40 protein-coding genes and 4 tRNA genes are annotated in these 23,860 nt (G+C 36.8%); 4 read left to right on the top strand and 40 right to left on the bottom strand.

Going from position 1 to position 23,860, the window contains the following annotated elements; genetic code table 11:
* Positions 1 to 8: 8 nt before the first annotated feature.
* From IGJ93_RS03255 to IGJ93_RS03125, 27 genes are all read right to left on the bottom strand, one after another.
* Entirely contained in the window at positions 9 to 212 is a 204-nt protein-coding gene (locus tag IGJ93_RS03255) for a hypothetical protein (RefSeq protein ID WP_349703189.1), read from the bottom strand.
* 16 nt (positions 213 to 228) lie between these two features.
* Positions 229 to 354 (bottom strand): hypothetical protein, encoded by a 126-nt coding sequence (locus IGJ93_RS03250; protein WP_349703190.1) that lies wholly within the window; start codon positions 352 to 354, stop codon positions 229 to 231.
* Positions 355 to 479: 125 nt separating this feature from the next.
* Positions 480 to 552, bottom strand: a tRNA-Ile gene (locus IGJ93_RS03245).
* A 100-nt stretch (positions 553 to 652) separates the two neighbouring features.
* Positions 653 to 728: transfer RNA gene (locus tag IGJ93_RS03240), tRNA-Lys, on the bottom strand.
* A gap of 347 nt (positions 729 to 1,075) precedes the next feature.
* The gene (locus IGJ93_RS03235; RefSeq protein WP_311817841.1) at positions 1,076 to 1,543 is read right to left on the bottom strand and encodes an ArpU family phage packaging/lysis transcriptional regulator; all 468 of its coding nucleotides are present in this window, start codon (positions 1,541 to 1,543) and stop codon (positions 1,076 to 1,078) included.
* A gap of 163 nt (positions 1,544 to 1,706) precedes the next feature.
* Positions 1,707 to 2,015: a hypothetical protein gene (locus IGJ93_RS03230; RefSeq protein ID WP_430596993.1), complete on the bottom strand. Its 309-nt coding sequence runs from the start codon at positions 2,013 to 2,015 to the stop codon at positions 1,707 to 1,709.
* Positions 2,012 to 2,188 carry a hypothetical protein gene (locus IGJ93_RS03225; RefSeq protein WP_430596992.1) on the bottom strand — a complete coding sequence of 59 codons (177 nt, stop codon included), beginning with the start codon at positions 2,186 to 2,188 and terminating at the stop codon, positions 2,012 to 2,014. Before IGJ93_RS03225 ends, IGJ93_RS03230 begins: the two co-directional genes overlap by 4 nt.
* Positions 2,185 to 2,736: a DUF1642 domain-containing protein gene (locus tag IGJ93_RS03220; protein ID WP_430596991.1), complete on the bottom strand. Its 552-nt coding sequence runs from the start codon at positions 2,734 to 2,736 to the stop codon at positions 2,185 to 2,187. Before IGJ93_RS03220 ends, IGJ93_RS03225 begins: the two co-directional genes overlap by 4 nt.
* Before the next feature lie 10 nt (positions 2,737 to 2,746).
* Positions 2,747 to 2,881: a hypothetical protein gene (locus tag IGJ93_RS03215; RefSeq protein ID WP_002333289.1), complete on the bottom strand. Its 135-nt coding sequence runs from the start codon at positions 2,879 to 2,881 to the stop codon at positions 2,747 to 2,749.
* Positions 2,882 to 2,893: 12 nt separating this feature from the next.
* A complete protein-coding gene (locus tag IGJ93_RS03210; RefSeq protein ID WP_311817761.1) occupies positions 2,894 to 3,061 on the bottom strand; it encodes a hypothetical protein in 168 nt (55 codons plus the stop codon).
* Positions 3,062 to 3,469: a YopX family protein gene (locus IGJ93_RS03205; RefSeq protein WP_270375394.1), complete on the bottom strand. Its 408-nt coding sequence runs from the start codon at positions 3,467 to 3,469 to the stop codon at positions 3,062 to 3,064.
* The gene (locus tag IGJ93_RS03200) at positions 3,466 to 3,657 is read right to left on the bottom strand and encodes a hypothetical protein (protein WP_430596990.1); all 192 of its coding nucleotides are present in this window, start codon (positions 3,655 to 3,657) and stop codon (positions 3,466 to 3,468) included. The genes IGJ93_RS03205 and IGJ93_RS03200 overlap by 4 nt, the downstream gene beginning before the upstream one ends.
* Positions 3,658 to 3,666: 9 nt before the next feature.
* Positions 3,667 to 3,855 (bottom strand): hypothetical protein, encoded by a 189-nt coding sequence (locus IGJ93_RS03195; RefSeq protein ID WP_430597044.1) that lies wholly within the window; start codon positions 3,853 to 3,855, stop codon positions 3,667 to 3,669.
* A complete protein-coding gene (locus tag IGJ93_RS03190) occupies positions 3,852 to 4,424 on the bottom strand; it encodes a hypothetical protein (protein ID WP_376022254.1) in 573 nt (190 codons plus the stop codon). The genes IGJ93_RS03195 and IGJ93_RS03190 overlap by 4 nt, the downstream gene beginning before the upstream one ends.
* A 1-nt stretch (position 4,425) precedes the next feature.
* On the bottom strand, positions 4,426 to 4,878 hold the full coding sequence (locus tag IGJ93_RS03185; protein ID WP_430596989.1) for a DUF1064 domain-containing protein: 453 nt from the start codon (positions 4,876 to 4,878) through the stop codon (positions 4,426 to 4,428).
* Between the two features lie 142 nt (positions 4,879 to 5,020).
* Positions 5,021 to 5,266 carry a hypothetical protein gene (locus IGJ93_RS03180; protein WP_430596988.1) on the bottom strand — a complete coding sequence of 82 codons (246 nt, stop codon included), beginning with the start codon at positions 5,264 to 5,266 and terminating at the stop codon, positions 5,021 to 5,023.
* Positions 5,263 to 6,111, bottom strand: coding sequence for an ATP-binding protein (locus tag IGJ93_RS03175; protein WP_430596987.1), 849 nt, complete (start codon positions 6,109 to 6,111; stop codon positions 5,263 to 5,265). Before IGJ93_RS03175 ends, IGJ93_RS03180 begins: the two co-directional genes overlap by 4 nt.
* Positions 6,111 to 6,896 (bottom strand): hypothetical protein, encoded by a 786-nt coding sequence (locus IGJ93_RS03170; protein WP_430596986.1) that lies wholly within the window; start codon positions 6,894 to 6,896, stop codon positions 6,111 to 6,113. Before IGJ93_RS03170 ends, IGJ93_RS03175 begins: the two co-directional genes overlap by 1 nt.
* A gap of 17 nt (positions 6,897 to 6,913) precedes the next feature.
* Positions 6,914 to 7,729 carry a PD-(D/E)XK nuclease-like domain-containing protein gene (locus IGJ93_RS03165; RefSeq protein ID WP_430596985.1) on the bottom strand — a complete coding sequence of 272 codons (816 nt, stop codon included), beginning with the start codon at positions 7,727 to 7,729 and terminating at the stop codon, positions 6,914 to 6,916.
* Positions 7,692 to 8,663 (bottom strand): recombinase RecT, encoded by a 972-nt coding sequence (locus IGJ93_RS03160; protein WP_430596984.1) that lies wholly within the window; start codon positions 8,661 to 8,663, stop codon positions 7,692 to 7,694. Before IGJ93_RS03160 ends, IGJ93_RS03165 begins: the two co-directional genes overlap by 38 nt.
* 13 nt (positions 8,664 to 8,676) lie before the next feature.
* On the bottom strand, positions 8,677 to 9,105 hold the full coding sequence (locus IGJ93_RS03155; protein ID WP_067484096.1) for a hypothetical protein: 429 nt from the start codon (positions 9,103 to 9,105) through the stop codon (positions 8,677 to 8,679).
* 1 nt (position 9,106) lies between these two features.
* Positions 9,107 to 9,301, bottom strand: coding sequence for a hypothetical protein (locus IGJ93_RS03150; protein WP_430596983.1), 195 nt, complete (start codon positions 9,299 to 9,301; stop codon positions 9,107 to 9,109).
* Between the two features lie 10 nt (positions 9,302 to 9,311).
* Positions 9,312 to 9,536, bottom strand: a complete 225-nt coding sequence (locus IGJ93_RS03145) for a hypothetical protein (protein ID WP_430596982.1) — start codon at positions 9,534 to 9,536, stop codon at positions 9,312 to 9,314.
* Positions 9,533 to 9,871, bottom strand: a complete 339-nt coding sequence (locus IGJ93_RS03140; RefSeq protein WP_067484088.1) for a hypothetical protein — start codon at positions 9,869 to 9,871, stop codon at positions 9,533 to 9,535. Before IGJ93_RS03140 ends, IGJ93_RS03145 begins: the two co-directional genes overlap by 4 nt.
* A gap of 95 nt (positions 9,872 to 9,966) precedes the next feature.
* Complete coding sequence (locus IGJ93_RS03135; protein ID WP_413124234.1) at positions 9,967 to 10,248, bottom strand: hypothetical protein; 282 nt, start codon at positions 10,246 to 10,248, stop codon at positions 9,967 to 9,969.
* The gene (locus tag IGJ93_RS03130) at positions 10,236 to 10,373 is read right to left on the bottom strand and encodes a hypothetical protein (protein ID WP_413124235.1); all 138 of its coding nucleotides are present in this window, start codon (positions 10,371 to 10,373) and stop codon (positions 10,236 to 10,238) included. Before IGJ93_RS03130 ends, IGJ93_RS03135 begins: the two co-directional genes overlap by 13 nt.
* Positions 10,374 to 10,390: 17 nt before the next feature.
* The gene (locus tag IGJ93_RS03125; RefSeq protein ID WP_270660550.1) at positions 10,391 to 10,621 is read right to left on the bottom strand and encodes a helix-turn-helix transcriptional regulator; all 231 of its coding nucleotides are present in this window, start codon (positions 10,619 to 10,621) and stop codon (positions 10,391 to 10,393) included.
* Between the two features lie 173 nt (positions 10,622 to 10,794).
* On the opposite strand from IGJ93_RS03125, the gene IGJ93_RS03120 reads away from it, so the two are divergent.
* Both IGJ93_RS03120 and IGJ93_RS03115 read left to right on the top strand, forming a co-directional pair.
* The gene (locus tag IGJ93_RS03120) at positions 10,795 to 11,430 is read left to right on the top strand and encodes a LexA family protein (protein WP_270660551.1); all 636 of its coding nucleotides are present in this window, start codon (positions 10,795 to 10,797) and stop codon (positions 11,428 to 11,430) included.
* 116 nt (positions 11,431 to 11,546) lie between these two features.
* Entirely contained in the window at positions 11,547 to 12,953 is a 1,407-nt protein-coding gene (locus IGJ93_RS03115; RefSeq protein ID WP_430596981.1) for a recombinase family protein, read from the top strand.
* Between the two features lie 12 nt (positions 12,954 to 12,965).
* Here the strand turns inward: IGJ93_RS03115 and IGJ93_RS03110 are convergent, their stop codons facing one another.
* The 3 genes from IGJ93_RS03110 to IGJ93_RS03100 form a co-directional block, all read right to left on the bottom strand.
* A complete protein-coding gene (locus IGJ93_RS03110) occupies positions 12,966 to 13,355 on the bottom strand; it encodes a hypothetical protein (protein ID WP_284590570.1) in 390 nt (129 codons plus the stop codon).
* A gap of 88 nt (positions 13,356 to 13,443) precedes the next feature.
* A complete protein-coding gene (locus tag IGJ93_RS03105; RefSeq protein WP_067483795.1) occupies positions 13,444 to 13,767 on the bottom strand; it encodes a PTS sugar transporter subunit IIB in 324 nt (107 codons plus the stop codon).
* 107 nt (positions 13,768 to 13,874) lie between these two features.
* Entirely contained in the window at positions 13,875 to 14,162 is a 288-nt protein-coding gene (locus tag IGJ93_RS03100) for a DUF7662 domain-containing protein (RefSeq protein ID WP_067483793.1), read from the bottom strand.
* Positions 14,163 to 14,293: 131 nt separating this feature from the next.
* Here IGJ93_RS03100 and IGJ93_RS03095 point away from each other — a divergent pair, with 131 nt between their 5' ends.
* The gene (locus IGJ93_RS03095; protein WP_067483791.1) at positions 14,294 to 14,941 is read left to right on the top strand and encodes a YigZ family protein; all 648 of its coding nucleotides are present in this window, start codon (positions 14,294 to 14,296) and stop codon (positions 14,939 to 14,941) included.
* A 44-nt stretch (positions 14,942 to 14,985) separates the two neighbouring features.
* Here IGJ93_RS03095 and IGJ93_RS03090 read toward each other — a convergent pair whose 3' ends face one another.
* Together IGJ93_RS03090 and IGJ93_RS03085 are read right to left on the bottom strand one after the other, a co-directional pair.
* Positions 14,986 to 15,693 carry a GntR family transcriptional regulator gene (locus tag IGJ93_RS03090; protein WP_067483789.1) on the bottom strand — a complete coding sequence of 236 codons (708 nt, stop codon included), beginning with the start codon at positions 15,691 to 15,693 and terminating at the stop codon, positions 14,986 to 14,988.
* 181 nt (positions 15,694 to 15,874) lie between these two features.
* On the bottom strand, positions 15,875 to 20,116 hold the full coding sequence (locus IGJ93_RS03085) for a 2-hydroxyacyl-CoA dehydratase (protein ID WP_071868686.1): 4,242 nt from the start codon (positions 20,114 to 20,116) through the stop codon (positions 15,875 to 15,877).
* Positions 20,117 to 20,292: 176 nt separating this feature from the next.
* Between IGJ93_RS03085 and IGJ93_RS03080 the strand changes: the two genes are divergently transcribed.
* Positions 20,293 to 20,901, top strand: a complete 609-nt coding sequence (locus IGJ93_RS03080) for a TetR/AcrR family transcriptional regulator (protein ID WP_067483786.1) — start codon at positions 20,293 to 20,295, stop codon at positions 20,899 to 20,901.
* 51 nt (positions 20,902 to 20,952) lie between these two features.
* Here the strand turns inward: IGJ93_RS03080 and IGJ93_RS03075 are convergent, their stop codons facing one another.
* The 8 genes from IGJ93_RS03075 to IGJ93_RS03040 form a co-directional block, all read right to left on the bottom strand.
* Positions 20,953 to 21,123, bottom strand: coding sequence for a hypothetical protein (locus IGJ93_RS03075; protein WP_285701628.1), 171 nt, complete (start codon positions 21,121 to 21,123; stop codon positions 20,953 to 20,955).
* A gap of 135 nt (positions 21,124 to 21,258) precedes the next feature.
* A tRNA-Gln gene (locus IGJ93_RS03070) sits at positions 21,259 to 21,330 on the bottom strand.
* A 9-nt stretch (positions 21,331 to 21,339) separates the two neighbouring features.
* Positions 21,340 to 21,420 (bottom strand) — tRNA-Tyr (locus IGJ93_RS03065).
* An 87-nt stretch (positions 21,421 to 21,507) separates the two neighbouring features.
* A complete protein-coding gene (locus tag IGJ93_RS03060; RefSeq protein ID WP_172843719.1) occupies positions 21,508 to 21,744 on the bottom strand; it encodes a DUF2969 domain-containing protein in 237 nt (78 codons plus the stop codon).
* A 100-nt stretch (positions 21,745 to 21,844) separates the two neighbouring features.
* Entirely contained in the window at positions 21,845 to 22,729 is an 885-nt protein-coding gene (locus IGJ93_RS03055; RefSeq protein ID WP_071868685.1) for an ROK family protein, read from the bottom strand.
* Positions 22,730 to 22,818: 89 nt separating this feature from the next.
* On the bottom strand, positions 22,819 to 23,280 hold the full coding sequence (locus tag IGJ93_RS03050) for a GNAT family N-acetyltransferase (protein WP_086270627.1): 462 nt from the start codon (positions 23,278 to 23,280) through the stop codon (positions 22,819 to 22,821).
* A 48-nt stretch (positions 23,281 to 23,328) separates the two neighbouring features.
* The gene (yidD, locus tag IGJ93_RS03045) at positions 23,329 to 23,601 is read right to left on the bottom strand and encodes a membrane protein insertion efficiency factor YidD (protein WP_067483780.1); all 273 of its coding nucleotides are present in this window, start codon (positions 23,599 to 23,601) and stop codon (positions 23,329 to 23,331) included.
* A 70-nt stretch (positions 23,602 to 23,671) separates the two neighbouring features.
* Positions 23,672 to 23,848 (bottom strand): DNA-directed RNA polymerase subunit beta, encoded by a 177-nt coding sequence (locus IGJ93_RS03040; protein WP_067483778.1) that lies wholly within the window; start codon positions 23,846 to 23,848, stop codon positions 23,672 to 23,674.
* Positions 23,849 to 23,860 lie beyond the last annotated feature (12 nt).

The following is a 23,860-nucleotide window of genomic DNA, read 5'->3' as shown; positions in this document are numbered from 1 at the left end:
ATGATTCCCTAAACGTTATTAACGCTGAATGTGCGCATTACGAATTCCATTGCTTGTTCTTCATTGAAGCCCTGCATAACAAGCTGGTCATAGAAATACTTAGCTTGCTTTGCGATCAACGTTAGACTTTTTTGGGCTTCATAGAATGTTGCTTCTGCGGTTTGATTTGACTCATTCATCTTAAATAATTCTTGTAGTTGTTTTTCATTCATTTGTTTTCTCTCCTTCTTAAATTCCAACGACAACTTCTTTCTTTGAAAAGCAATAACACTTATTGAACAGGTTCAGTTGTAACCAAGAAACAATCACTAGTTTCCCATCATCAGTTTTATACTTAGTGATGTAATGATGCATTTGTTCTCAACTCCTTTCAAAATAAAAAGACCACTCAAAGAGTGATCTCATATGTACTAGCAATCTACACACAGACAAGTCTGTTACTTTCTGCACCTCGCCACTACCGCGTCCCTCGATTGCAATTGACGTGATCGGACTCGAACCGACGACCTGCGCATTATCAGTGCCCCGCTCTACCAACTGAGCTACACGTCACGACTTATATAGCAGTGAATCAGGAAAGTTAGGTTATCAGCCTTTCTCATTACGTCCGCTTAACTAGTATTGCGGAATCAACCTGACGTACTAATGCGTAAGTCGCTGGCAAGGAATCGAACCTTGCAGGTTGCACCTAAAAGATAGATGAGCTTTTACCATTCAGCCACAGCGACATAATAATAGACAGCAACCTGTTGAAATAGATAAGAGGAATGTGTTTTATTTTTTGTTGGTTGCTGTCTATCTGTTAAAGAAGAGCTGTTTGTTGACTGAAACAAAATAAACGATGTTCTTTTTATTTTTGTTTTTGTGAGTAGTCTTCAAAAACTCTCTGTAAAACAATTCAATCAGTCGAAAATAATAACAGTTAAAGTAGTTTGACTTTTCACGCTGATTGATTGTTTTGTGTCGTTTTATTTAATCTTTCGACACTATCATAATAAATCATTTAACAGGTATATGAAGTGTACAAAAAGTGTATAAAATGGGTAGTAAATAGGTATAAAAAGTGTAAAACTGGCTACTTAAAAGCAACCAGTTCTAGCGCTGATGCAAATTGAACGATAATCATGTTTGATTCTTGCTTTACTGACTCTTCACTAATGTGATTTCTTTCTGCGACTGCAAAGACCGCTTTTCCGCGTAAATAACGATCGTAGAATATTCTCTTTCTTCTCTCTGTGACATCTGGTTTGTGTGGATGTTGAATAGCTGAATAACCACGAATAAACAATTTATGAAGATAAATGAACTCTTCTTGCGCTTCTTCTTTATCAATCAGTATCTGTTCAGCTTCAAATGTGCTGTTAGCAGTAGATGGTGGAACCAAAGAAAAAGAAGCGGTAACTTTTGGCTCACGTGGTTGACCTACTCTGCATCTAGCTGAAAGATACGCTGAAAGAAAAACACTCACATTATGTTTCGTACGCTCCATATCCACGTCTTTTGCACTTGGCGTTTCGTATTTACTTACATCGAAAAGTACCATTTCTTGATTCCCCCTATGGTATAATAAACTTGTCGAATTTATTAAATAGTCGGAGGAATCCGGCTTTTTTATTTGTTTTCTTTACGACCTTCCTCTTTCCCTGCATAAAAGCCTAACATCAAAGTCATAATCCAAAATACGATACCTACAATTATTTTTAATATCATTCTGTCCCCTCCTGTTCCATTACCCACAAAGAAAATATTTCAAGAACTTGTGCAAATTCTTTGTTGCTTAACGTTCTTTCTGAATCACTTAGATAGTCATACAGTGCGTGGTCAACTAAACTTCCAAACCAACTATAATTATTCACTAATCTAGTAAACATTTCTTTCTGGTTGTCATTGAGTTGTGTTTTAGGAATCAACACTTTTTGTATCTTATCCAGTGTACTTTCTGACGTATCAGCTCTTGCGTTGTACATATCAAGAATGAACTTAATATCAACGAGTTTTTGTTCTACTTCATTCATCCTTCTGCCACCTCCTCAGCCTCAATAATATTAGAGCTATCGACATCAATACTTGTGATAGTGACATTAGGATCGTGTATAGGATAAACTAAAGCGTTGATAGCAGCCTCCCTAGTTTCTGCTACGACCTCATAAACATCTTTGCTTTCTAAAACAACTCTAAATTTTTTCATCCTTCCACCTCATCCACTTGCACAGCAAACTGTTTAATGTCTGGAAAATATTTATCTAGTTCTGCTTGTGTAAACTTCTGTGCATTTCCTTGTCTGAAAGAAACATGGTCATCTTTCACGCAGTAGTGTGCTGGGAATGAGACGTGTGGAACAGGCATAACGTACAACAGCTCTTTCTCGACCTCGTAGCCGTAACGAAGCGCATCACACAATATATAAAGCGTGTCAGAATCTTTAGCTAGCCAATTGTAAAAATCGACAGACCATCCCCATTTTTCCAATATAAGACCGTCTGAGTCTGTTGCATAGATAATGCTATCAAACAACTGAATTACATCAGTTGAAGATTGTGCTATTTTCAGAAATTGTTCTGCACATTTTGGCACAACTGGCTTTCGTGGTTCGTCTAGTTGTTGCGCTAGACCAATCGCATTGACATATGTTTCTGCTTTTCCTTGCCAATATTCACCAAGATTATCTGTTTCAATTTTTCGTTTGGCGCTTTCTTTAAGCTCTTCTAGTATTTCAATCAATTCTTGTTTATTCATCGTGTTCCTCCTAAAAAATTAACTGCCAAAGCAATATAATCACTTTCAATGATACAAATCCCACCAGTGCTATAATCACAGATATAAACGCACAGTTTATGAAACAGCCAACTAAGACACTTGCTTCTTCTAACCAGTCTTTCATCGTGTTCCTCCTTCAAATAAAATAATCTCTCATTTTTCTGACATCTTGTATGTGAATATTGCCATACCGTTTTTCTAAAATATCTACTGCTTTTTCAGAAGAGCTGCACTGAATCCATTTGATTGTATAAACTAGTTTATCCCACTCATAGTAAGCAAAGTCTACAGCATAAGTTTTCACTCACTCCGCCTCCAACAAATCTGGATTATCGTATATATTTCCGATGACCCTTACATAGGGCTTTAGCCGAGCTAATAACAAATCTCCAGCACACCATGTCAAGTCGTGTTGATTCCATCCAACTACATAATCACCTTCGATTTCCATCCCTGCACTGCTGTCTTCTTTTCTTTGAAACGGATGGTTTTCGACCACTACAACATCCCCCTCAAAAATTTCAACACCGTTCTTGTCTTTCAATCCTGTCGATTGCATGAGGGCTAAATTTCGTACATGATACGATTTCAATTCGGAAGGCGTCTTCCAATATTCGATACCGTTGACCTTACCACCTTTAGTAAAATGTAAGACTGCTACTTCTCTCATAACGCTCTTTCGCTTATCCCACGCTCGAAATTTAGGTATCATTTGCTGTCCTCCCTCGTAAACATCATTGGTTCTGGCATAATCTGATCTGCTTTTAAAAAAATATTCGGATATTTTTTCATTAGTTTTTTATTGTTTGTAAAAGTTTTTAGAAGCCATCTGCTAGCTTCCATCTTTGTTGCACCTGAAAAGTAAATTTTTCCTGTTCGAATACCTGCCACTTGAATCATAATTTCACCTCAAATTAAATTTTTATCGGTTAAATGGAGCAAAAGTAATCCGACATCAAGAATTTTTTGATCCATTATTTCCGCGACCTCAGTTGGTCGAACTCCTTGAGAAAAGAGCAGGCTCGCTTGCTCAATTTCCTCATGAGTCCAAATAAATTTCGCTTCTTCCAAAATGATAACTGGGCTAGTTCCCATTATTTTTCTGGGAAAATGATGTCGTCTTTATGTTTTGACCATGTATCAGCAAACGGCGCAAAGTATTTTCGAGCTGTCTCGATTTGGTCGATTAGAGCTGTTTCAGATAGTTCGTGATCTGCAGCAATGTCGTTCAAGCTGTCACCGTCTGATAATCTGATAAGAGCATCACGAACATTTACAGTTACGTTTTCAGGTAACTCTAACGTTGTTGCTTTTTTGATAAATTCATCAATTGTTTCTTTTGATACTAGAACTGTGACGTTTTCGACTTCTTCAACGTTATCGCCAATTTCAAGTGAAGTCTGTTCTTCTTTCAGCATTTCGATTGTTCCGTCAGAATTCACAACATATTCAACATTCGGTTTTTTCGTTTGTTTATTCACTGGTAATGTGTACTCTATTGTTTCTGGTTGAATTGTTACAGATACTGTTTTGCCTAACAACGCATCTAAATCGTCTTTTTTACCGACTAATGAGCCGTTGCTAACAACTAATAATACTTCTGTATTTCCATTTCCTTTTGATGTAGCTTTCTTTAATTCTGGTCTGAAATTTACTTGATTTGTCATTTTATTTTTCCTCCAATTTTTTCTTACGTCTGTCTGATTGTCTTTTTCGTTGCTGTCTTGCTGATTCAAAGCAATCCATTTCAATAAATTTGTTGATTTTTGAATCAAATTTGACAAAGATTACTGGGAAACCATAGCGATGCGCAAACATCTTCATTTTCAGCATTGAGATAGCATCTTGATAACCTTTCACATCAATCACTTTTTTCACTTTGCCATTTTCGTAAATAACAAAATCTGCTCGATAGTGAATTGGTGCGATTTTACGATCATTGCATAGATAACCTTCTTGCAATAAAACATTTTCTTGCATCGCACAATAAGTTTCTGACAGAGGCATAAAGCTCATGCCATTCCGTTTTAATTTCATGTAATAGCGAGCTTCTGCTTTCGAGTCGAACATAATACCGTCGACTTCTATCTTTTTGTTTCCATATTTGCTTCGTGTCGCCATCTCGCATACTCCTTTTTCCGTTTTTCCATGTATTCTTTTGCTTTCTGCCCCTTATCGTTGCATACGGGGCAAGGTTCACATGTTGACCATCCGAGCGAAGTCTTGTACCAAATAACCGTTTCATCATTGCATCTTAAGCAAGTCATTTTGCACCTCGCATCCAAGCCTGATTGCCAAGCTCTTTTTTAATCGGTTTAACAATTTGAGAAGTGCTTTTCCGCTCTACTTTTTTCCGTTTGGGTTTCAGTGTTTTAAAAACTTCACCACCACAAACTTTTGCTACTAAATCTGCTGTTTCGTAATCCTCGTAATACTCTGCTCCTTTAGAAGAAACGACACCATTACCATTTTTATCTAAATAACACATCTTCTTTACTACAAAACTCAAAGCTGTTCCCCCCTCTTGTCAGTCGTCGTTTTAAATACTGCGATGTTTCCTTTTGTCCCATTCATCACACGAGAGAACACTCGCTCACCGTATGCGTGTTTTAATTGTTTCGATGATAAATTAGTCGTGAATATCGTAGCTTTGTTTAAACGAGCTTCTGTGAGCGATGTAAGCACATCAACATCATACGCAGTAGCTTTGTTGTTCTCTTCCATTCGTCCAAGCTCGGCGCCCAAGTCATCAATAACAACAAAATCAGATTTCTTTATTTCAGCCATCAGTGAACCTGTAACGGCTTTTCTTGCTTCTTTGTCATCCATTGCGAATTTCAGTTGTTCTAACAACTCGCGATAGCTAATGAACGAACAAGATATTTTGTAATCTGATACACGCATTACTTCTTTAATTACCGATGCGCCTAAATGGGTTTTTCCTGAACCCGGTTTTCCTGTAATAACCGCATGAAGTTTACTACCTTCAATGATTTGTTCCGCCCAATTTTCAGCCATTCGTTTTGCTTGCGTAGTTTCTTCATCCGACGTTTGATAAGTTGCAAATTCATAAGTCCAAATTTCACCATCTGTAATCATTGAACTATTCATCATTCGATTGATAGCATCTTTTTTTCTAGCGGTTTCTGCTTTTTGAAGTGCTTCTCTCTGATTCTTTGTAACCATCTCGCGATAACCGCATGTTTTATTGATGCATGTAGGACCACAGCGATCTGTGCCATCTTTGTTTTTAGACTTCCAAACGTAAAGATCATCACCGCATTTTGGGCACTTGTGGTCTGCGATTTGCAAACCGCCATAAGGAGTAGCTAAAGCCTTTAGTTTTTCATTCATTACCATTCCTCACCTGTTTCTGGCAATTCTTCATCAGAAACACTTTGTTGTTTTCTTTTATTCTTTTGAGCTAGCATCTTGTCAAAGTGTTTTCTCAAACTTGTCGCTGACAAAATGACACCTGACCAGAAATCATTGCTAGTTGCCCAAACGATCATGTCTTGAACTTCTTTTCCAGTGCGTTTGTCAGATTCAATAGTCAATCGAATCGTATTCGCCCACTTATCCAAATCAGGTTCTTTGATGTTTTGATTCTTTTGAATGAGTTTGAATAAAAGAACTGCTAATTTTTTATTAGGGTCGTCGTCCGAGTAAATCCGTTTTTTGGATTTCTTCGACGTAATATTATTATTCTTTTCATTCTTATCATTCTTATCATTCTTGTATGTTGTCAGTGGCTTGTCACCTGATTGTCCATCGCTTGTCAGTGGCTTGTCACTCGACTGGTAGTCAGACCAGTTTTTTATTGTAATGACGCTATATCTAGCGTTTGATTGGATTGTCAATAATTCTTCATTTTCAAATTTCTTAAGCCATCTCCATAGGGTTCGCCATGCAATTGCTTTGTCACTTGGCACACCTTCGTTGTATTCTTTTGCTATTGCGTGGGCGCCTGTGACGAATTGTCCGCTTGTCAAGCGTACCTCTTGACCGTTAAACAGAAACTTTCTATCTTCGTGACTAGCTTTCATTAAACACAATATCCATAGCTTGAACATGTCGGAATTGGTCCAGACGAATGAACTAGTCACTTTACGGTACAACTTGATATATCCTAGATTCATTCGTAAAGTACCTCCGTTTAAAGATCGTCCATGCTAGTGAATCCAGTTATGCGATTGTTTCCGCGACAGTATTCGCAGATACCACAAGTGTGTGGCTTTTCTTCACCGTTCTTCACTTTGACAATTCTTTCTATTTTTTCTTTCAGTAAAACTAATTCATAAGCCATTTTGTCCTCATCAATGGTTATCAAGCGCGCTTCACTCGGCGTTTGCTTAGACACCGCTGCAATGATTGGAATGCAGTGTTTACCGAATTTTTGTAAAATCAGTTCTTGATAAATTGCCATCTGCAGTACATATCCAAAGTTGACTAGAAAAGTTTCACGTGCGCCGTATTCATCATTCCACTTGCGTTCGTGCATATCCTTTGTTGTTTTGATGTCAACAAAATATCCCTCGTCCAAATTTAAGCAATCAATTTTGCCTTTCCACGTAGTGCCAAAAAGCTCACCAATCACAATCGCTTCTTTTTCGCCCTGATAAATATTTAAAAAGGCATCTTCTGCAATTAAGCGATCAATCATTTGTTCAGCAATCTGAAAATCTTTCAAAAGCCCATGCGGTTTGCGACTAGAAAACATCTTAGATTTGTTCTCTTCTTTGAACGCTTCATGTACTTCTAACGATTCGAAATAAGAATGTACATAATTACCAACAAGTAACGCTTTTGGATCAGATGACGGTTGCCAATCGCCTTTTAATTTTGCTAAAGCAGCGGCTTCACATTTTAGGAATGACTTGTATTGCGAAGTTGACATATACTGCCAATCTGCTTCACTTGAGTAATAGTTTTCATCAGAAAGGATAGTCGTCGTCTTCAAATTCTGAGACATCTTTTACACCTTCCTCACGTCCAAAATTCGGAACATCTAGTAATTCTTCTTGGATTGGTTCATCAACTTGTTCAGTTAGAACTTCTGTTTTTGGCTCATCTGGCATTTCTTGTACATCATCAGGAATTACAATTGGTTCTGCTTCTTTTTGAATTGGTTCGTCGATTGTCTTATTTGAAAAAAGCTTTTGTTCGAGCGCCACCGTTTGTTTTTCAGGCGTTACATCTTTGCGACTGTTGTCATATTCGTTTTCTGTCGTACGCTTGATTGATTCTGTCAACAAGTCACTATCATCACTTGTGTTGATGAAACTTTTTGCCGCTCGATTGATAACTGTACGTTTCGCCATTTCTTGTGGAAAATCTGTTTGAACGTTTTTCGTTTTTGCTTTGCTCCAAGATTTATCAATTTCTTTTTTTGTCATCACTGTATAAACACGTTCACCGTCAATTTTTTCGATAACGGCAAATGCGCCAATAATTTCATTGTCTTGATTGGCAAAATCAGGTTCGAACTCTGTTATGATAGTTCTGCCTTGATTGCTCCCAATTTTGAACACATCGCCTTTGTGAACAACTTCCGCCCAAATATCCTTTACGTTGTTTAAACGTTTGAGAACGGCTTGTGTGCCGAAATACGAGCGTTGCAATTGCAATTCTTTTCCGAAGACTACAAAATAACATTGAGTTTTTGCTGGACTTAAACCTTGAACAACCATGTCAAGCAACGCATTAGCGATAGATTCTTTCGTTGCGACTTCCAAAGCTGGTTTTCTGTTTCTATCTTGTGCTTTTTGAATAGCAAACCACGCAGATTTTAAAGCGTTCGCTGCGTTGTAGTTCGATGGCAATTTCAGCCCTTCTTCTTCTAAACCTTTAATACGACTAGATACTTGATCTGTAATATCTTTTTGAATAATTACTTCGTTTGACATGTTTAAATTCCCCCTAGTATTCGGTTTTTTCGATGTTTAAATTTGCACTAAAGTTATATTTATAATCAAAAGCGTTCACCGCACCTTTTACAAAAGCATTCACCAAAGCGGATTTATTTTCTTCTTTTTCCATTTCTTTTTTCACCATGGATTTTAATAAGTTTTTGTTCTCTTCGATATATTCTTGTATAGCCTCTTTAGATGCATCTCTAATCGCCTTTTTTACTTGTGTATCAACGAACGTGAATTTATTATCGCTACTATAGCGACTTACATTACCGTTTTCATCTACTTTTTGAGACAAAGCGCTGTTAATCAACGCTGACATGTATTCTTCTTTGTTTCCCATCGCGCTTATAATCGATTGATTTAATGTTTGCTCGAAAATAGTTTTAATGACATCCTCGTTTATTTCTAAGTTCATATTTGCTAAATTCGTCATTTTAAATTCCCCCTAATTCAATTCTTGGATAATGTTGTTGTGCGTACTCTAAAAGATCATCTTCGTGGACATAGCCATCGCTAGTTAAATAGTAGAGATCGCCTGTAAATATTGGATTGTCTTGCCAATCTAACCCAACTGCGTTTCGCTCTGGTTTTGGTTGCTGTCTAGCTCCTAACGAATCAAAATCATTCATGACAATCCTCCTAAAATTCCCAAAATAATTTAACGCTGCCATCTTCACGCTCAAAATTTGAAATACCTTCGCTTTCTAGCGCGGCTAAAAATGATGGTGTCAGTCCTTTCGAACGAACGGTACAACTTGTTTGTCCGTAACTTGCAGCGGTTAATATTTTTTCTTGAATGTCTTGTTGTGCTTTATTCATCATTGCTTCGAATATTTCATCGCCTAGACCTTTTACTGAAATCATTTGAAGTCACCTCTTAAAATTCGTTCAAAAATGTTGGGTAAATCATTCAAATCGTCTACTACAATCGTGTGCTTGTTATTCGTTGATTTGTTCGCACTTTCCATCTCATTAAGTGCTTCTATTCCAGCCGAACGTAAAACATTTGATGGAATAGTCAATTCTTCATCTAAAGATTCTTCTTGAATAGCTAAACAAAGAGCAAAATCAGCTACTGAATCACCAACAGCCATATTTACACACTCACCATTTTTATTTAGAGTGCAAATAGCAGTTACGTTTTCTTTCGCACATTCATTTTGTAGCTCGTTTAATAGTGTTTTAATTTTTTCATTCATGTGGTAAAATCTCCTTGTATTTTGTATTTTTTGGACACGATTAAGCTTGGCGGCGGTCGTGTCTTTTTTTGGTTTATGCATCAAATCATCACTTTCTATAAAATGACTAAGACAACAGACAATAAAATGATGTTTAAAACTAAACTGATGTAGCAAAGTGCTTGCAGCTGACGTATCTTGTAAACTGGCTTTTTGTGTTGCGCTAGTGTCGCAAGTAGTAGCTTGTTGTTGATCCGTCTTTTGACTGGTTTTCTAAATTCAATCATGTGTACATGCTCCTTCTCTTCTGGAAAATATCGATCAATAACACATTCTGCCTCTTCTTTTGTTTTCACAGCATGAGACATCTGACCGTCTGAAATTTTTATTGTTGGCATTTTTCTTCACCTCGCTTGCTTTTTTCGAAAGCCTGAATCACGATTTTCCTAATTTCAATATCGAATTTAACTTTTGAGATATCTTTGATTACATTTCCATTTTTATCTAAATCAATTACATTCAAACCAATCCCCTCTCACTTCATTTCAAACTATCGCTAAAAGCGATTGAATCTCCAAAAAAAATACCATCAATCGGGTATTTATAAATCTTTGAAAATGCGAACATATACTTCACCGGCATATCAGAAGAATTTTTCTCCCAACGCATAATAGTTTCTCTTGTGACACCTAGTTCTTTAGCAACTTGTAGTTGCGTTAATTGCATTCTTTTTCTCAATGCTGCTAATGTCATCATTTGTTCTTTTGGCATTGTTTTCATCTCCTCTCGATGGCTTAATCATATATCGCTTAAAGCGATAAGTCAACACTTAAAGCGATAAAAAACACACACCAAGTAAAATAAATATTGTTTTAAGCTATGCAATTATCTCTTTAAGTGATATACTATTTTTTGTGGATGTATATAGGAAGGAGTTTTAATAAATGAGCGAAGATTTAAAGATTTTATTCGGGAAAAATTTACAAAGATTAAGAAAGTTAAAAAACATTAGTATGAATGAGTTAGCAGAATCCATAGGTGTTTCTCAATCTACGATATCAGATTGGGAAAATGGTAAGAAGATGCCTCGATCTGGATCAATACAAAAAATAGCTGATTATTTTAACGTTCCCAAAACAGAATTACTTATTGAGAAAAACGAAAGTGAAGGATTAAGCCTTTATCCAATAAGTCAATTAGTAAATATACCTATTCTTGGAACAATCACTTGCGGACAACCAATTTTAGCAGTAGAAAATTTTGAAGGTTATAGATACGAAGCGGAGGAAAGCCTTCCAGCAGGAAATCTTTTTTATTTAAAAACAAGAGGTAATTCGATGACTCCGACAATTCCAGAAGGAAGTTTTGTTTTAATAAAAGAACAACCGGACGTTGAAGATGGTGAAATCGCTGCGGTGATAGTAAACGGAGATGATGAAGCTACGTTGAAGAGGGTTAAACGTCAAAATGGTTTAGTAATGCTTATAGCTGATAATCCTAATTATGCACCAATAATCATCACACCTGATACACCAGCAAAAATTATTGGTAAAGCTGTAAAAGTAAGTTTTGATTTGTAAAACAAAAAAGTACATCCTGCCTGTCGCCAAACTAGAAGGATGTACTACAAAAAAATAAATCTTGGGTATAGATCTATTTCTATACCCTATTTTATCAAAAAATAGGAGTGCTTACTATGAAAAGAGCGGCATTATATGAAAGAGTATCAACAACTGCACAAGCAGAAGAAGGCTATTCTATTGGGGCTCAAATTGATAGATTAACGAAATTTGCTGAATCAAAAGGATACCAAGTTGTAAATCATTATACAGACGCTGGATATACCGGTTCTAAGCTGGATAGACCTGGACTGAAAAAGATGATTCAAGATATTGAGCATTCAAAAATTGATGTTGTCATTGTATTCAAGTTAGATAGACTCTCTCGTTCACAAAAAGACACATTATATTTAATTGATGATGTATTTTTGAAAAACAATGTTGAATTTGTTTCAATGTCAGAATCCTTTGACACCTCTACTGCTTACGGAAGAGCTATGCTTGGTTTATTATCTGTATTTGCTCAATTAGAAAGAGAAAATATTAGAGAGAGAATTAAAATGACTTTCGCAGAAAGAGCACGAAAAGGATTGTATCACGGAGGAAGTTCCATTCCCTCTGGCTACTATATGGAAAATGGCCTGCTCAAAGTAAATGAAACGGAAGCTTTTGTTGTAAGAAGAGTATTTGAATTGTATGCGGAAGGATGGAGCTATGAGAAAATAGGTGATTATATTATCGAAAAATATTCTGGAATGTTTTCATTTTCGCCGAAAAGCATTGTAAACATGTTGAAAAATTCTATCTTCAATCAAAAAATAAAATACTATGATAAAGAGTATCAAGGTATCCATGAAAGAATTATCTCGGAGGAATTATGGGAAAAAGTTCAAATTCGCTTAAAACGAAACTCGAAAATTGTAAGATCTGGTAGATATACTTATTTGTTAACAGGAATAATTTATTGTGCTCATTGCGGAGCTAAAATGATGGCGTTGAACGGCCCAAAATTAAAAAACGGACACAGACATGGATACTATCAGTGTTACTCAAAAAGAGGCACGCCTGAATACATGGTTGTCGATCATAACTGCCCAGCTAAAAAAACGTATAGAGCAGATATGATTGAAAGTCATGTTATTGACCAATTGAGTAAACTGACTATCGAAAAATTTGAGGAGTTAGTAGATGCAAAACAGCAAGATACAAGTGAAATCAAAACTCAAATCAATAAAATTGATACCCAGTTAAATAAATTAATCGAATTATATCAAATTGACAGCATTCCTATCGAAATTCTTAAAACCAAAACTTCAAAATTAAGTAAAGAGAAATCTAGCTTGCTAAAAATATTAGACGAAATGAATGAATCAAATCAAAAAAAGAAAGACAAACTAGCTCTTAATCAAAAAGAAAAAATAATTGAATTGAAAAACTTTGATTGGGAAAATTCAAGCATGGAAGAAAAAAGGGAAATTATTTATCCGCTAATAAATAAAATTGAGGTTAGCAAAACTGATATTTTCATATATTGGAATGTCTGACAATTTGTTTTACTAAAATGTTTCGGCTACTGCCCAGATTAAATGATGATCCGTTACCTGCGTAGTCAAACGATGAGCGATTTTGGCTTGTTCTGTCGTCAATGTTTTCTCCCAAGTAAAAACTATTTGGCGTGGAAACAGTGATGGCTGTTCAAACAGCCATAATTCTTGGGTCGTATCGTTTCGCCCCAAAAGCAAACAATGTGGGCAATAATAGTCTTCTTCATTTAGCTTGGCTTCTTGTTGCTGCGTAGTTCTTCCACATCGTTGACAAACAATCTGTTTATTTTGTTTTACTATACCTGCAATTCGTTGATAGGTGGCTTGATTCAGTATTTCTTTTGGTAGTTGGGCGACTTCTCTCGTTAATAGTCGCCTTCCCCAAACTGTTTTATATGGCATTTTGCTTCCCTAAAAAAAGATACGCAAAAAAAGTGCGAGGCATTTTCAAAATGAAAAAACCTCACACTTTTTAATTCGTCAGTACTCTTTATTTATCACCAATTAATGTCAAAGCTTGTTGTAACACTTTTTCACCATTCATCATACCGTAATCAGCCATGTTGATGATATCTAATGGAATTCCTTTTGGCTCAACGCGCTTTTCAAAATCGCCTTTCATAAAACGAACTTGTGGGCCTAATAATAAAACATCAACGTCTTTGCTTGCTAAATGATTATCTGCATCAGAAGCTGATACTGCAAAGATGTCTGTATCTAACCCTTGTGCTTCCGCAGCTTTTTCCATTTTAGTTACTAATAAGCTCGTACTCATACCAGCTGAACAGACAAGCATAATTGTTTTTTTTGACATTGTTAATCTCCCCTTTTCTAAGCCAAGGAACGTAACCGTTTTCTCGTCCCTATGAACCTATTATAGCTAAAAGATAACAATTGTCAACGTTTTCTGAATACGGTTAACTAATCGAATAACCAACTTGATTTTACTAATTGATTGAACACGATATATTCCTTTGCCAAATTAACAACAACAACTTCATACCCTGCATTCAACCAACCGTAAGCACCTTTTTCCGGATGACGGTAATCATTTGCCCACCAATCCGTCGTCTGTCTGGCAGACTTTGGAAGCCCACTGTTAGGAAATAACAACTCATCCATTTGAGTAAACGTCAAAGTAATTTGCGAACCACCATTATTTTTTATGTAGTGGGTTATAGCATCATATTTTTTCACACGTTCTTTCATTCCCAACTTCACCTACCTTTCCTTTATTATCGCATAGTCCAGCATTTGCGCAACCATTTCGGAAGTTGAAACATCAAAAGATTTTTCATATACTAAAGAAAGTAACTCTTCATTTGAAATGAGGTAAAACAATGATTGAACGTTATCTAACGGTCAAAGAAGATGGCCAAAGTGAAATTGAAATAAAAAAATCCCGATTTATTTGTTCCTTTAAACGCGTGACGACTGAAGAAGAAGCCAAAACGTTTATCCAAGCAGTCAAGAAGGAACACTGGAAAGCAAATCATAACTGTAGTGCTTTTGTCATTGGTGACAAAAGTGAGATTCAACGCAGTAGTGATGACGGAGAGCCAAGCGGAACAGCTGGCATCCCCATGCTTGAAGTTTTAAAAAAGAATGAACTCATCAATGTCGTTGCCGTTGTCACACGTTATTTTGGTGGTATCAAATTAGGTGCTGGTGGACTGATTCGTGCTTACACACAGGCTGTTTCTCACGGTCTAACTGAGGTTGGTATTGTTGAAGGTACCTTACAACAAGAACTCGCCGTTGCCATTACCTATCCTCAATTAGGAAAGCTAGAAAATTTTCTTGAGCTACAACAAGTGACTGTCAAGGAAACTCGTTATACTGATCAAGTAATTGTTGTTTGTATGGTTGATGAAACAGACATCTCACAGTTTAAAGCAACTGTCACTGAACTATTGAATGGACAAGTCACTTTTGAAAAAGGACCAATTTCTTATCACGAAAAACTCATCACACTAAATAAAAAATAAGCAAAAATAAAACAAGCTGAAACAACGAATTGTTTCAGCTTGTTTTATTTTTCTAGGTAAAATTCAAATCGGTTACCAACATATTGCGTACGTACGTATTCAAACGGTGTTCCTTCTTCAAAATAAGAAACTTGTCGTAATCGTAGAACTGCGTCCCCACGTTTGACTTCTAAGTATTCAGAAATCTGTTCTGAAGCTAACATAGCAGAAATAGTTTGGTTTGCATGCCCAATTTTCTTTCCACCTTTTTCTTCTAACGTTCGATACAAAGATTCTGTAATTTCTGATTTGCTATAGCCGTCAATGATTTTCTGTGGAATACTAGCAACTTCAAAACAGATTGGCACGTTATCTGCATAACGAATGCGCTCCATTCGAAGAATCACGTCCTCTTTCTCTAATTGTAATTTTTCCATCTCACTTGAACTAGGTGATGTTAAGAAATAAGAAACCGTTCGACTAGAAGGTACTCGATTTTGTGACTCCATAATTTCGGTGAAACTAGTTGTTCCAGACATTTTCTCTTGAACTTTTTCACGCGCAACATAAGTCCCAGAACCAATTTTTCTCTCTAAGATCCCTTCATCTGCTAAATTTTGGATTGCTTGGCGCAAAGTCATTCGACTCACATTAAATTTCACAGCCAATTCTCTTTCAGAGGGAAGGCGGTCACCGATTTTCCAGACCCCTTGTTCAATCTCATTTTTTAATTGATCATGAATTTGTATATATACGGGTAACTGATTTGACATCTGATTTCATCCTTCCTTTCGTTTTCTTTATTATAACTGGTATATACCTGATTCTCAACAAAAAAAGGATTTTCTCCGTTAGGTAATTGAAACCATTCAGCTTGTTTTCCTTAAGAAAAAGAGGAAAAAGTAAGTTTTAAACCTACTCTTTCCTCTTTTATTTTTGGTACAGTTAAGTTGTTTAGGAGATCGTTTCTTTTGCTAATGTTTTATTAGCTGTTGCCATCATTAAACGAATGCGATTTAATTGATTGACAATCGAAACGCCCGGATCATAATCAATCGCTGCAATATTTGCTTTAGGATATTGACGACGCAATTCTTTGATGACTCCTTTCCCAACTACGTGGTTAGGCAAACAGCCAAATGGTTGCATACAAACAATGTTATTCACATCATGCTTCAACAGTTCAATCATTTCTCCTGTTAAGAACCAACCTTCACCTGTCTGATTTCCAATGGACAAAATTTTACTTGCATCTTCTGCTAAGTCTTGAATTGACTGGATTCCATCAAATCGTTCTGATTTTCTCAAGGCTTTATCCATTGGTTTTTCAATCATTTCAATCATCCGAATCGCAAATTGCGCGAGCAACTTACTTTGTTTAGCCATCCCAAGATTTTCATATTTCCAAATTTGGTTGTATAAGGAATAGTTCATAAAACCAACAATATCAGGAACGACCGCTTCTGCACCTTCTGCTTCGAGTAAGCGAACAATATCGTTATTAGCAGTTGGAGAATACTTAACTAATATTTCTCCAACGACTCCGACTTTTGGCTTTTTCACATCAGAAATCGGTAAGGTATCAAATGCTTTGACAATTTTTTTCATATTGCTATTAAACAACGTTAAGGAGCCATTCCGAACATTTTTTTCAACTCGTTGTAGCCATTCTTCATGTAACCGATCAACTGTCCCTTTTTCTAACTCGTAAGGGCGCGTACGATAGACGACTCTTTCAAACAAATCACCATATAAAAAGGCAATCGCCAAACGTTTCAACATTGGAAACGTGAATTTAAATCCAGGGTTTGATTCAACCCCTTTGTTCCCCATTGAGACTGAAACAACTGGAATATTTCCAAATCCAGCATCATTCAACGCTTTTCTAAGTAATGGAATATAGTTTGTCGCACGACAGCCACCACCAGTTTGAGTCATCATCACACTTGTATTTTCCAAATCGTACTTACCACTTTCCAAGGCTTCCACTAGTTGACCAATGGAGATGATTGCTGGATAACACGCATCATTGTTCACGTATTTCAGTCCAACATTGATTGCTTCATTATCCTCTGCTGGTAAGCAGACAACATTGTAACCAGAAGCGTTTAACGCGACATCAACTAAGCCAGATTGGTGAATTGGGCTAAGCATTGGCAACAATAAAGTATGTTTTTCTTTCATTTCTTTTGTAAAGACGATTTTTTCTGGTTCTTCAAATCGTTTGACTGGAACAAAATTTTGCTTGGCTCGTTCATTGACTGCTGCTTTTAAGGATCGTAACCGAATACGAATTGCTCCGAGGTTTGCACCTTCATCAATTTTTAGAACTGTATAGATTTTTCCATATTGCTCCATGATTTCTTCGACTTGGTCTGTTGTTACGGCATCTAAGCCACAACCAAATGAATTCAATTGAACTAATTCAAGATTTTTTGATTTTGCAACAACTCGTGCAGCCGCATATAGCCGTGAGTGGTACACCCATTGATTCACGACGCGTAAATTCCCAACGTCACCTAAATGAGAAATGCTGTCTTCTGTCAAGACATGGAAACCTTCTTGCGTAATTACTTCTGAGATTCCATGATTGATTTCTGGATCTAAATGATAGGGACGACCTGAGATAACAATTCCCCGCTCATTTTTTTGATTCAACATCAATAAGGTTTCTTCACCTTTTTTCTGAATATCTTCCTTAAACGTTGCTAATTCTTCATACCCATGATGCAACGCTTTCGCAATCTGTTCTTCCGAAAAATCAAAATCCGCAAAAGTTTGATGTAAGACTTTTGCTACTGCCGATTCGTTCGCTAAGTTGATAAATGGATTCCGATAATCAACTTTACCATCGCGAATGTCATCCACATTATTTTTAATAACATCTGGATAACTTTGGACAATAGGACAGTTGAAATGATTATCCGCTTCAGTTGATTCTTGTCGTTCAAAGACAACGCCCGGATAGAAAATTCGTGGAATACCTGCATCAATCATTGCTTGAATATGCCCGTGTGTGATTTTAGCTGGATAACACGCTGTGTCACTTGGAATTGTTTCCATTCCTTGCTCGTATAATTCTTTGTTTGAGCGTGGGGATAATTCTACTCTGAATCCTAAATCAGTGAAGAAAGTATGCCACAAAGGATAGTTTTCATACATATTTAAGACTCGAGGGATACCAATCACACCATTGACTGCTTCTTTCTTACGTAATGGACGGTATTTAAACAAACGACGATACTTATAATCGACTAGGTTAACTTTTTTATCTTCCTTCTTGATCTTGATTCGAGCGCCACGTTCACAGCGATTTCCCGTGATAAATTGGCGACCATCAGAAAATAACGTAACTGTTAACATACAGTTATTTTCACACAAACCGCAATGCGTAAATTCCTTTTCTGCAGTAAAGTGATCAAGCTCTTCTTCTGACAAAATGGTGCTTTCTTCACCTAACGCATAATTTTCCATGGCAATCAGCGCTGCTCCGTAAGCCCCCATCAGTCCAGCAATTGAGGGACGAACAACTTCGCGTCCACTAATCAATTCAAATGCGCGTAACACCGCTTCGTTATAAAAAGTTCCACCTTGGCAAACAATTTTTTCGCCAAGATCTTCTGGTCTACGAATCTTAATTACTTTATAAATAGCATTTTTGATAACAGAATAAGACAACCCAGCAGAAATATCTCCTACAGATGCACCTTCTTTTTGAACTTGCTTCACTTTCGAATTCATAAAGACTGTACAGCGAGAACCTAAATCAACTGGTGCTTTGGATTCCACTGCAGCTTTCGCAAAATCTCGTACATCATAATTCAATGATTTAGCAAATGTTTCAATAAATGAACCACAGCCAGAAGAGCAGGCTTCATTTAATTGGATTGAAGAAAGCACACCATCTTTGATCGTCATGGCTTTCATATCTTGACCACCAATATCTAAAATAAAATCAACACCAGGTTGGAAAAAATTTGCCGCTTTGTAATGCGCCATCGTTTCCACTTCACCAATATCAACTTTTAAAGCATTCTTAATCAATAATTCGCCATAACCTGTTGCTGCTGCTTTTCCGATAAAAACGTCTTCTGGTAATTGACTGTATAATTCTTTTAGCACTTTCATCGTTGTTTCTAAAGGCTGGCCTTCATTATTACCATAGAAGGAAAAGAGAATCTCCCCTTCTTCATTAATCAAGGTAACTTTTGTCGTTGTTGAACCTGCATCGATTCCTAAAAATGCTACACCATGATGTTCTGAAAGTAATTTTTCTGAAGCAGTCGCTTGTGCATGACGCTCGCGAAAAGCGGTCAAATCTACCTCTTCTTCGAACAACGGAGCTAACGTAGTTGACGGGGTCAATTGTGCTTGATTACCATTTTCCAAAGCAGCAAGTAAAGCCTCAATTGTCGTCACTCGTGCTTCTTCAGCGTAAAACGCGGCACCCATTGCCACAAATAACTGCGGATTTTCTGGAAAAATGACATTTTCTGGCGCAATGTCTAACGTTTCAACAAATCGTTTGCGTAATTCTGACATAAAGTACAGTGGACCACCTAAAAATGCCACTTTGCCTTTAATTTTTCGTCCAGCTGCCAATCCAGCAATTGTTTGATTTACTACAGCTTGAAAAATACTCGCTGCAATATCCGCTTTATCTGCTCCTTCATTGATCAATGGCTGTACATCCGTTTTAGCGAACACGCCACACCGTGAAGCAATCGGGTAGATTTGCCGATATTCCTTGGCTAGCTCATTCACACCATTTGAATCAGTTTTCAACAAAACAGCCATTTGGTCAATAAATGCACCTGTCCCGCCAGCACAGCTACCATTCATACGTTGTTCCAGTGCACCTTCAAAAAAAGTAATTTTCGCATCTTCTCCACCTAATTCAATCGCCACATCTGTTTCAGGAATTATTTCTTCGACCGTGCGTGTACACGCAATCACCTCCTGAACAAAAGGAATGTTCAATACATCGGCAAGTCCCATACCGCCTGATCCAGTAATTGCCATTGCAATTGGTTGGTTTTGAACCAAGGCTTGTGCTTCACGTAAAGTCTTAGCTGTTGCTTTCTTGACATCTGAATAATGACGTTCATATTTAGAAAAAATTGTTTGATTTCGTTCATCTAGTAATACTAATTTGACAGTCGTAGACCCAACGTCAATTCCCGCTCGTAAGTTCATCTGTTCTTCACCCTCCTCAAACAGACAGTTTGTTGATTATCTAACAAAGTGTCTGTTATACTACTTATGTATATTTTAGGAATAATTTATTGGTTTTGCAACTGGCAAACACCCCCTATTTGTGAGATAAGCAACAAACAAATCAAAAATGTCGAATAACAAGTGAGGAATTTTTTATGGTTAAGAAAATTGATCTTCGAGTGAAGCGAACACACAAAATGATTATCGAGGCATTTATTCGCTTGGTGGAAGAAAAAGGATATGATAACGTGACCGTGCAAGATATTGCCGATGAAGCAATGATTAATCGTGCGACCTTTTATGCTCATTTTAAAGACAAACAAGATCTCTACGAACAAATTTTTGAAATGGCGATCAACGCCTTTACCTCTGTGTTAGATTTGGAACAACTTGTTCATGGCAACCGGATCAAAGTCAAACAAATCATTGCTGCACTGACGAATATTTACAAAAATATCCAAGAAAGAAAAGCTTTCTTTTTGACCATCATGGACGGTTCATCCAACGAGCTTTTGCGTAAAAAACTAGAAGAACTTTTATACAATAAATACGCAAACATCTTCAATCGCTTGAAAATTACAGAAAATGAACTTGAAGTGCCCATCGATTTTATCATCGAATACATGACTTCGATTTTTATCGGGACTCTTCACTGGTGGATTACTAGTGACACGAACATGTCGGCAGAACAATTGGCTGCTTTAGTCGTAAAATTAGTAGGAAACGGTCACCTAACTGTATTAGGAATCGAAGTCGAAAGATAACAAAAAACTGCCAAGCCGCTTTTTTTAGCGTTTGGCAGTTTTTTGTTATTATTAGCGGTTTTTTGCTAACCATTTTTTCGTATGATTGGTTGAACGTTTTGACTTGATTTGGACTGCTTTTTTTGCATTTTTTGGAAGTCCGACTTCTACATCATATTTTCCGGATTTAACCAAATCATATATTTTCTCAGCAGTTTCATCGACTTTTTCTTTCCATTTCATTCTCTTCACCCTTTCCATTTAAGTGCCTAATTTAACTCTAGCCTAATTCTTCAAATACTTCAAGAAGCAAGATACTGTAAGCAAAAAAAAAACGAGATAACAGAAACTGTTATCTCGTAAACGTCCATTTCATAACTGGGGTAGCTGGATTCGAACCAACGCATGAGGGAGTCAAAGTCCCTTGCCTTACCGCTTGGCTATACCCCAATAAAAAAATGGAGGAGAGTGGATTCGAACCACTGAACCCTAAGGAACGGATTTACAGTCCGTCGCGTTTAGCCACTTCGCTACTCCTCCGAAAGGTCTGTATCAACCTGACTTAGTTATAATACCTAATTTCACAGATTTTTGCAACCCTTTATTGAAAACTTTTTTGATATTTTTTTAGTCTTGTAAATTCCAATGGCGAATTACTGTTTCTATCGCATTTTCAAGACTTTTTTCTTTCCCAAAATCCTCTTCACCGAAAAATATTTCGAATTCTTTTGGGCCATATGCTAAAATTTCACCAATATTTTTTTTACCAATAAATAACTGAGTAACCTCATAATTTTTGCCATTAATTACTTTTTGGATTTCTTCTACTCGTACTTCAATATCTTTATTCTTTTTTGACATCATTCTCACCTCCCACCTATTTTAGCATACTCTCCACAATAAAATATACCCTGTTTACTCAACAGGGCATACAATCATTCTTTTGTTTCATTTCTTTTCGTTTTCATGCTTCTCTTTGACTTCGAGCATAGTAATTCGCAGCAGCGCCAACTAAATTTGCATCATTTCGATAGTCACATAATAAGATTTCTGGAACAAAATCGTGTAGATCCAACTTGTCCATTAATTTTTCAATACGTTGATTCAATTCGTCAATCAGCCCCTCTTTTGCAGAGATCCCACCACCGAGCACAATCACTTCTGGATCAAATGAAAACTGAATACTGAACAGTCCTTTTGCCAAGTAATCATAAAATTTTTCCACTTCTTCTTGTGCAATCACATCACCTGATTCAGCCAGTTGAAATACTTCTTTTCCAGAATAGGTCATCTTGTCTAAACCTAAACGTTCACAATAACGCCAAGCCATCTGCACAGCAGTTCCTAAGCGGCTGAATGTTTGATCACCATCTAAAAACATCATCCCAAACTCGCCACCATAAAGATGAGCACCTTTGTTCATTTGTCCCTTCGTAAACATTGCACCACCAATTCCTGTCCCAATAACAACAAATGCAACATCTTGGTAATTGCGCGCTGCACCTTCATAAAATTCTGCCATTCCAGCACAATTCGCATCATTTTCAATAGTAATTGGTAATCCAAATAATTCTTCTAATTCTTTAAAAATATTAAATCCGTGAATATAAGGAATCGCACTAATTCCCTCAATAATTTGACGCTCACTGTTAACCACACCGGGAGCGCTGATACCAATGCCTTCAATTGCGTTTGTTTCAGCAAACGCTTGGTATGTTTCACTTAATTTTTGTTTCATTTCTTCCCAAGTACCAGGTGTTGGAAATTGGTTGGTTGCTTCTAACTGATGGCCATTCCAATAACCATATTTTACTGCCGAACCACCAAAATCAAATACAAGAATTCCCATAACTATTTTCGCTCCTTTTTGCTTCCTAAAAATATTGTAAAACAATCCTTATATTTTTGAAAGCCTTTTCCGTAAATGGTTAGGGAATTCTAGCGAAGCGATTGAATCGTTCTGGCTAAGGTCACTTGATCTCTTAATCGAATACCTTCTTCATAAATGGGCTCTACGTAGTTTTTGATAAAATAATCCTTTTCTCGGGAAATTTCGCTAAAGCCCTTCTTTTGATACAAATGTAAAGCAGCAGAAGTAATGCTGCCTGTACGAATGATGATTTGTGTTTGGCTATCTACCTCTTCAATGATTTGTCGGAATGCAGCTTCTAATAATAAGCCACCGATTCCTTTTCCCTGACTTTGTGGTGCTACTGCAACATTCATGATTTCAAATTCGTTTTTTGTTGCGACAAAAATCAAGACTCCTAGCGTTTCTCCATTATCTTTCCAAACAATTCCTTCTCCTTGCTCAAGATAAGCAAGAACTTTTTCTTTTTCAGGATCTGCATCCAATAGCAAATCCCAAGGAAGTTCATTTGGTTTTAATTGTTCGATCATCGGTAACCTTTCTCCTTTCAACGACAAAAAAGAGTAAACTTTTCCCTTTTACTCTTTTCCTTCATAATCTGGCTGTTCTTTGTCGACTGTATTCCTTGTTAATTTAAAGTTCTTTGGCACATAGTCAATGCCCCCTCTTACAAAAGGATGACAACGTAAAATTCGTGCTGTTCCCATCAATGTTCCTTTCACAGCCCCATGTACTTGAATCGCACGGATCATGTAATTCGAACACGTTGGATAATACCGACAGCTCGGTGGAAATGCTGGCGAAATGAATCGTTGATAGCCTCTTACTAAATAAATCAGAAATTTTTTCATCTACTCTGCCTCACTAATCATTCTATGTAAAAAGGAGCTGCGACAAAAGTTTGCCACAACCCCTTAGATCTCAGTTAAAAAAGTCTCGAATATGAAGCCACAAATCAAGTTGGAAAACTCGGAAAGGATTTCCGCCACCGATTACGCCGTAACCAATCATTGTACCGGCAATAAAAAGAAGAAAAAGTAAGATGATTACGATTAAAATCTTCATCAAACTGACTAAAATATAACGATGGTTACTCATTCAAACACGTCC

The organism is Enterococcus sp. DIV0174 (genome assembly GCF_050529065.1).
Classification (GTDB): Bacteria; Bacillota; Bacilli; order Lactobacillales; family Enterococcaceae; genus Enterococcus_B; species Enterococcus_B thailandicus.
The sequence above is the reverse complement of the archived record's forward strand: the minus strand, read 5'-3'. Positions and strand labels throughout refer to the sequence as shown.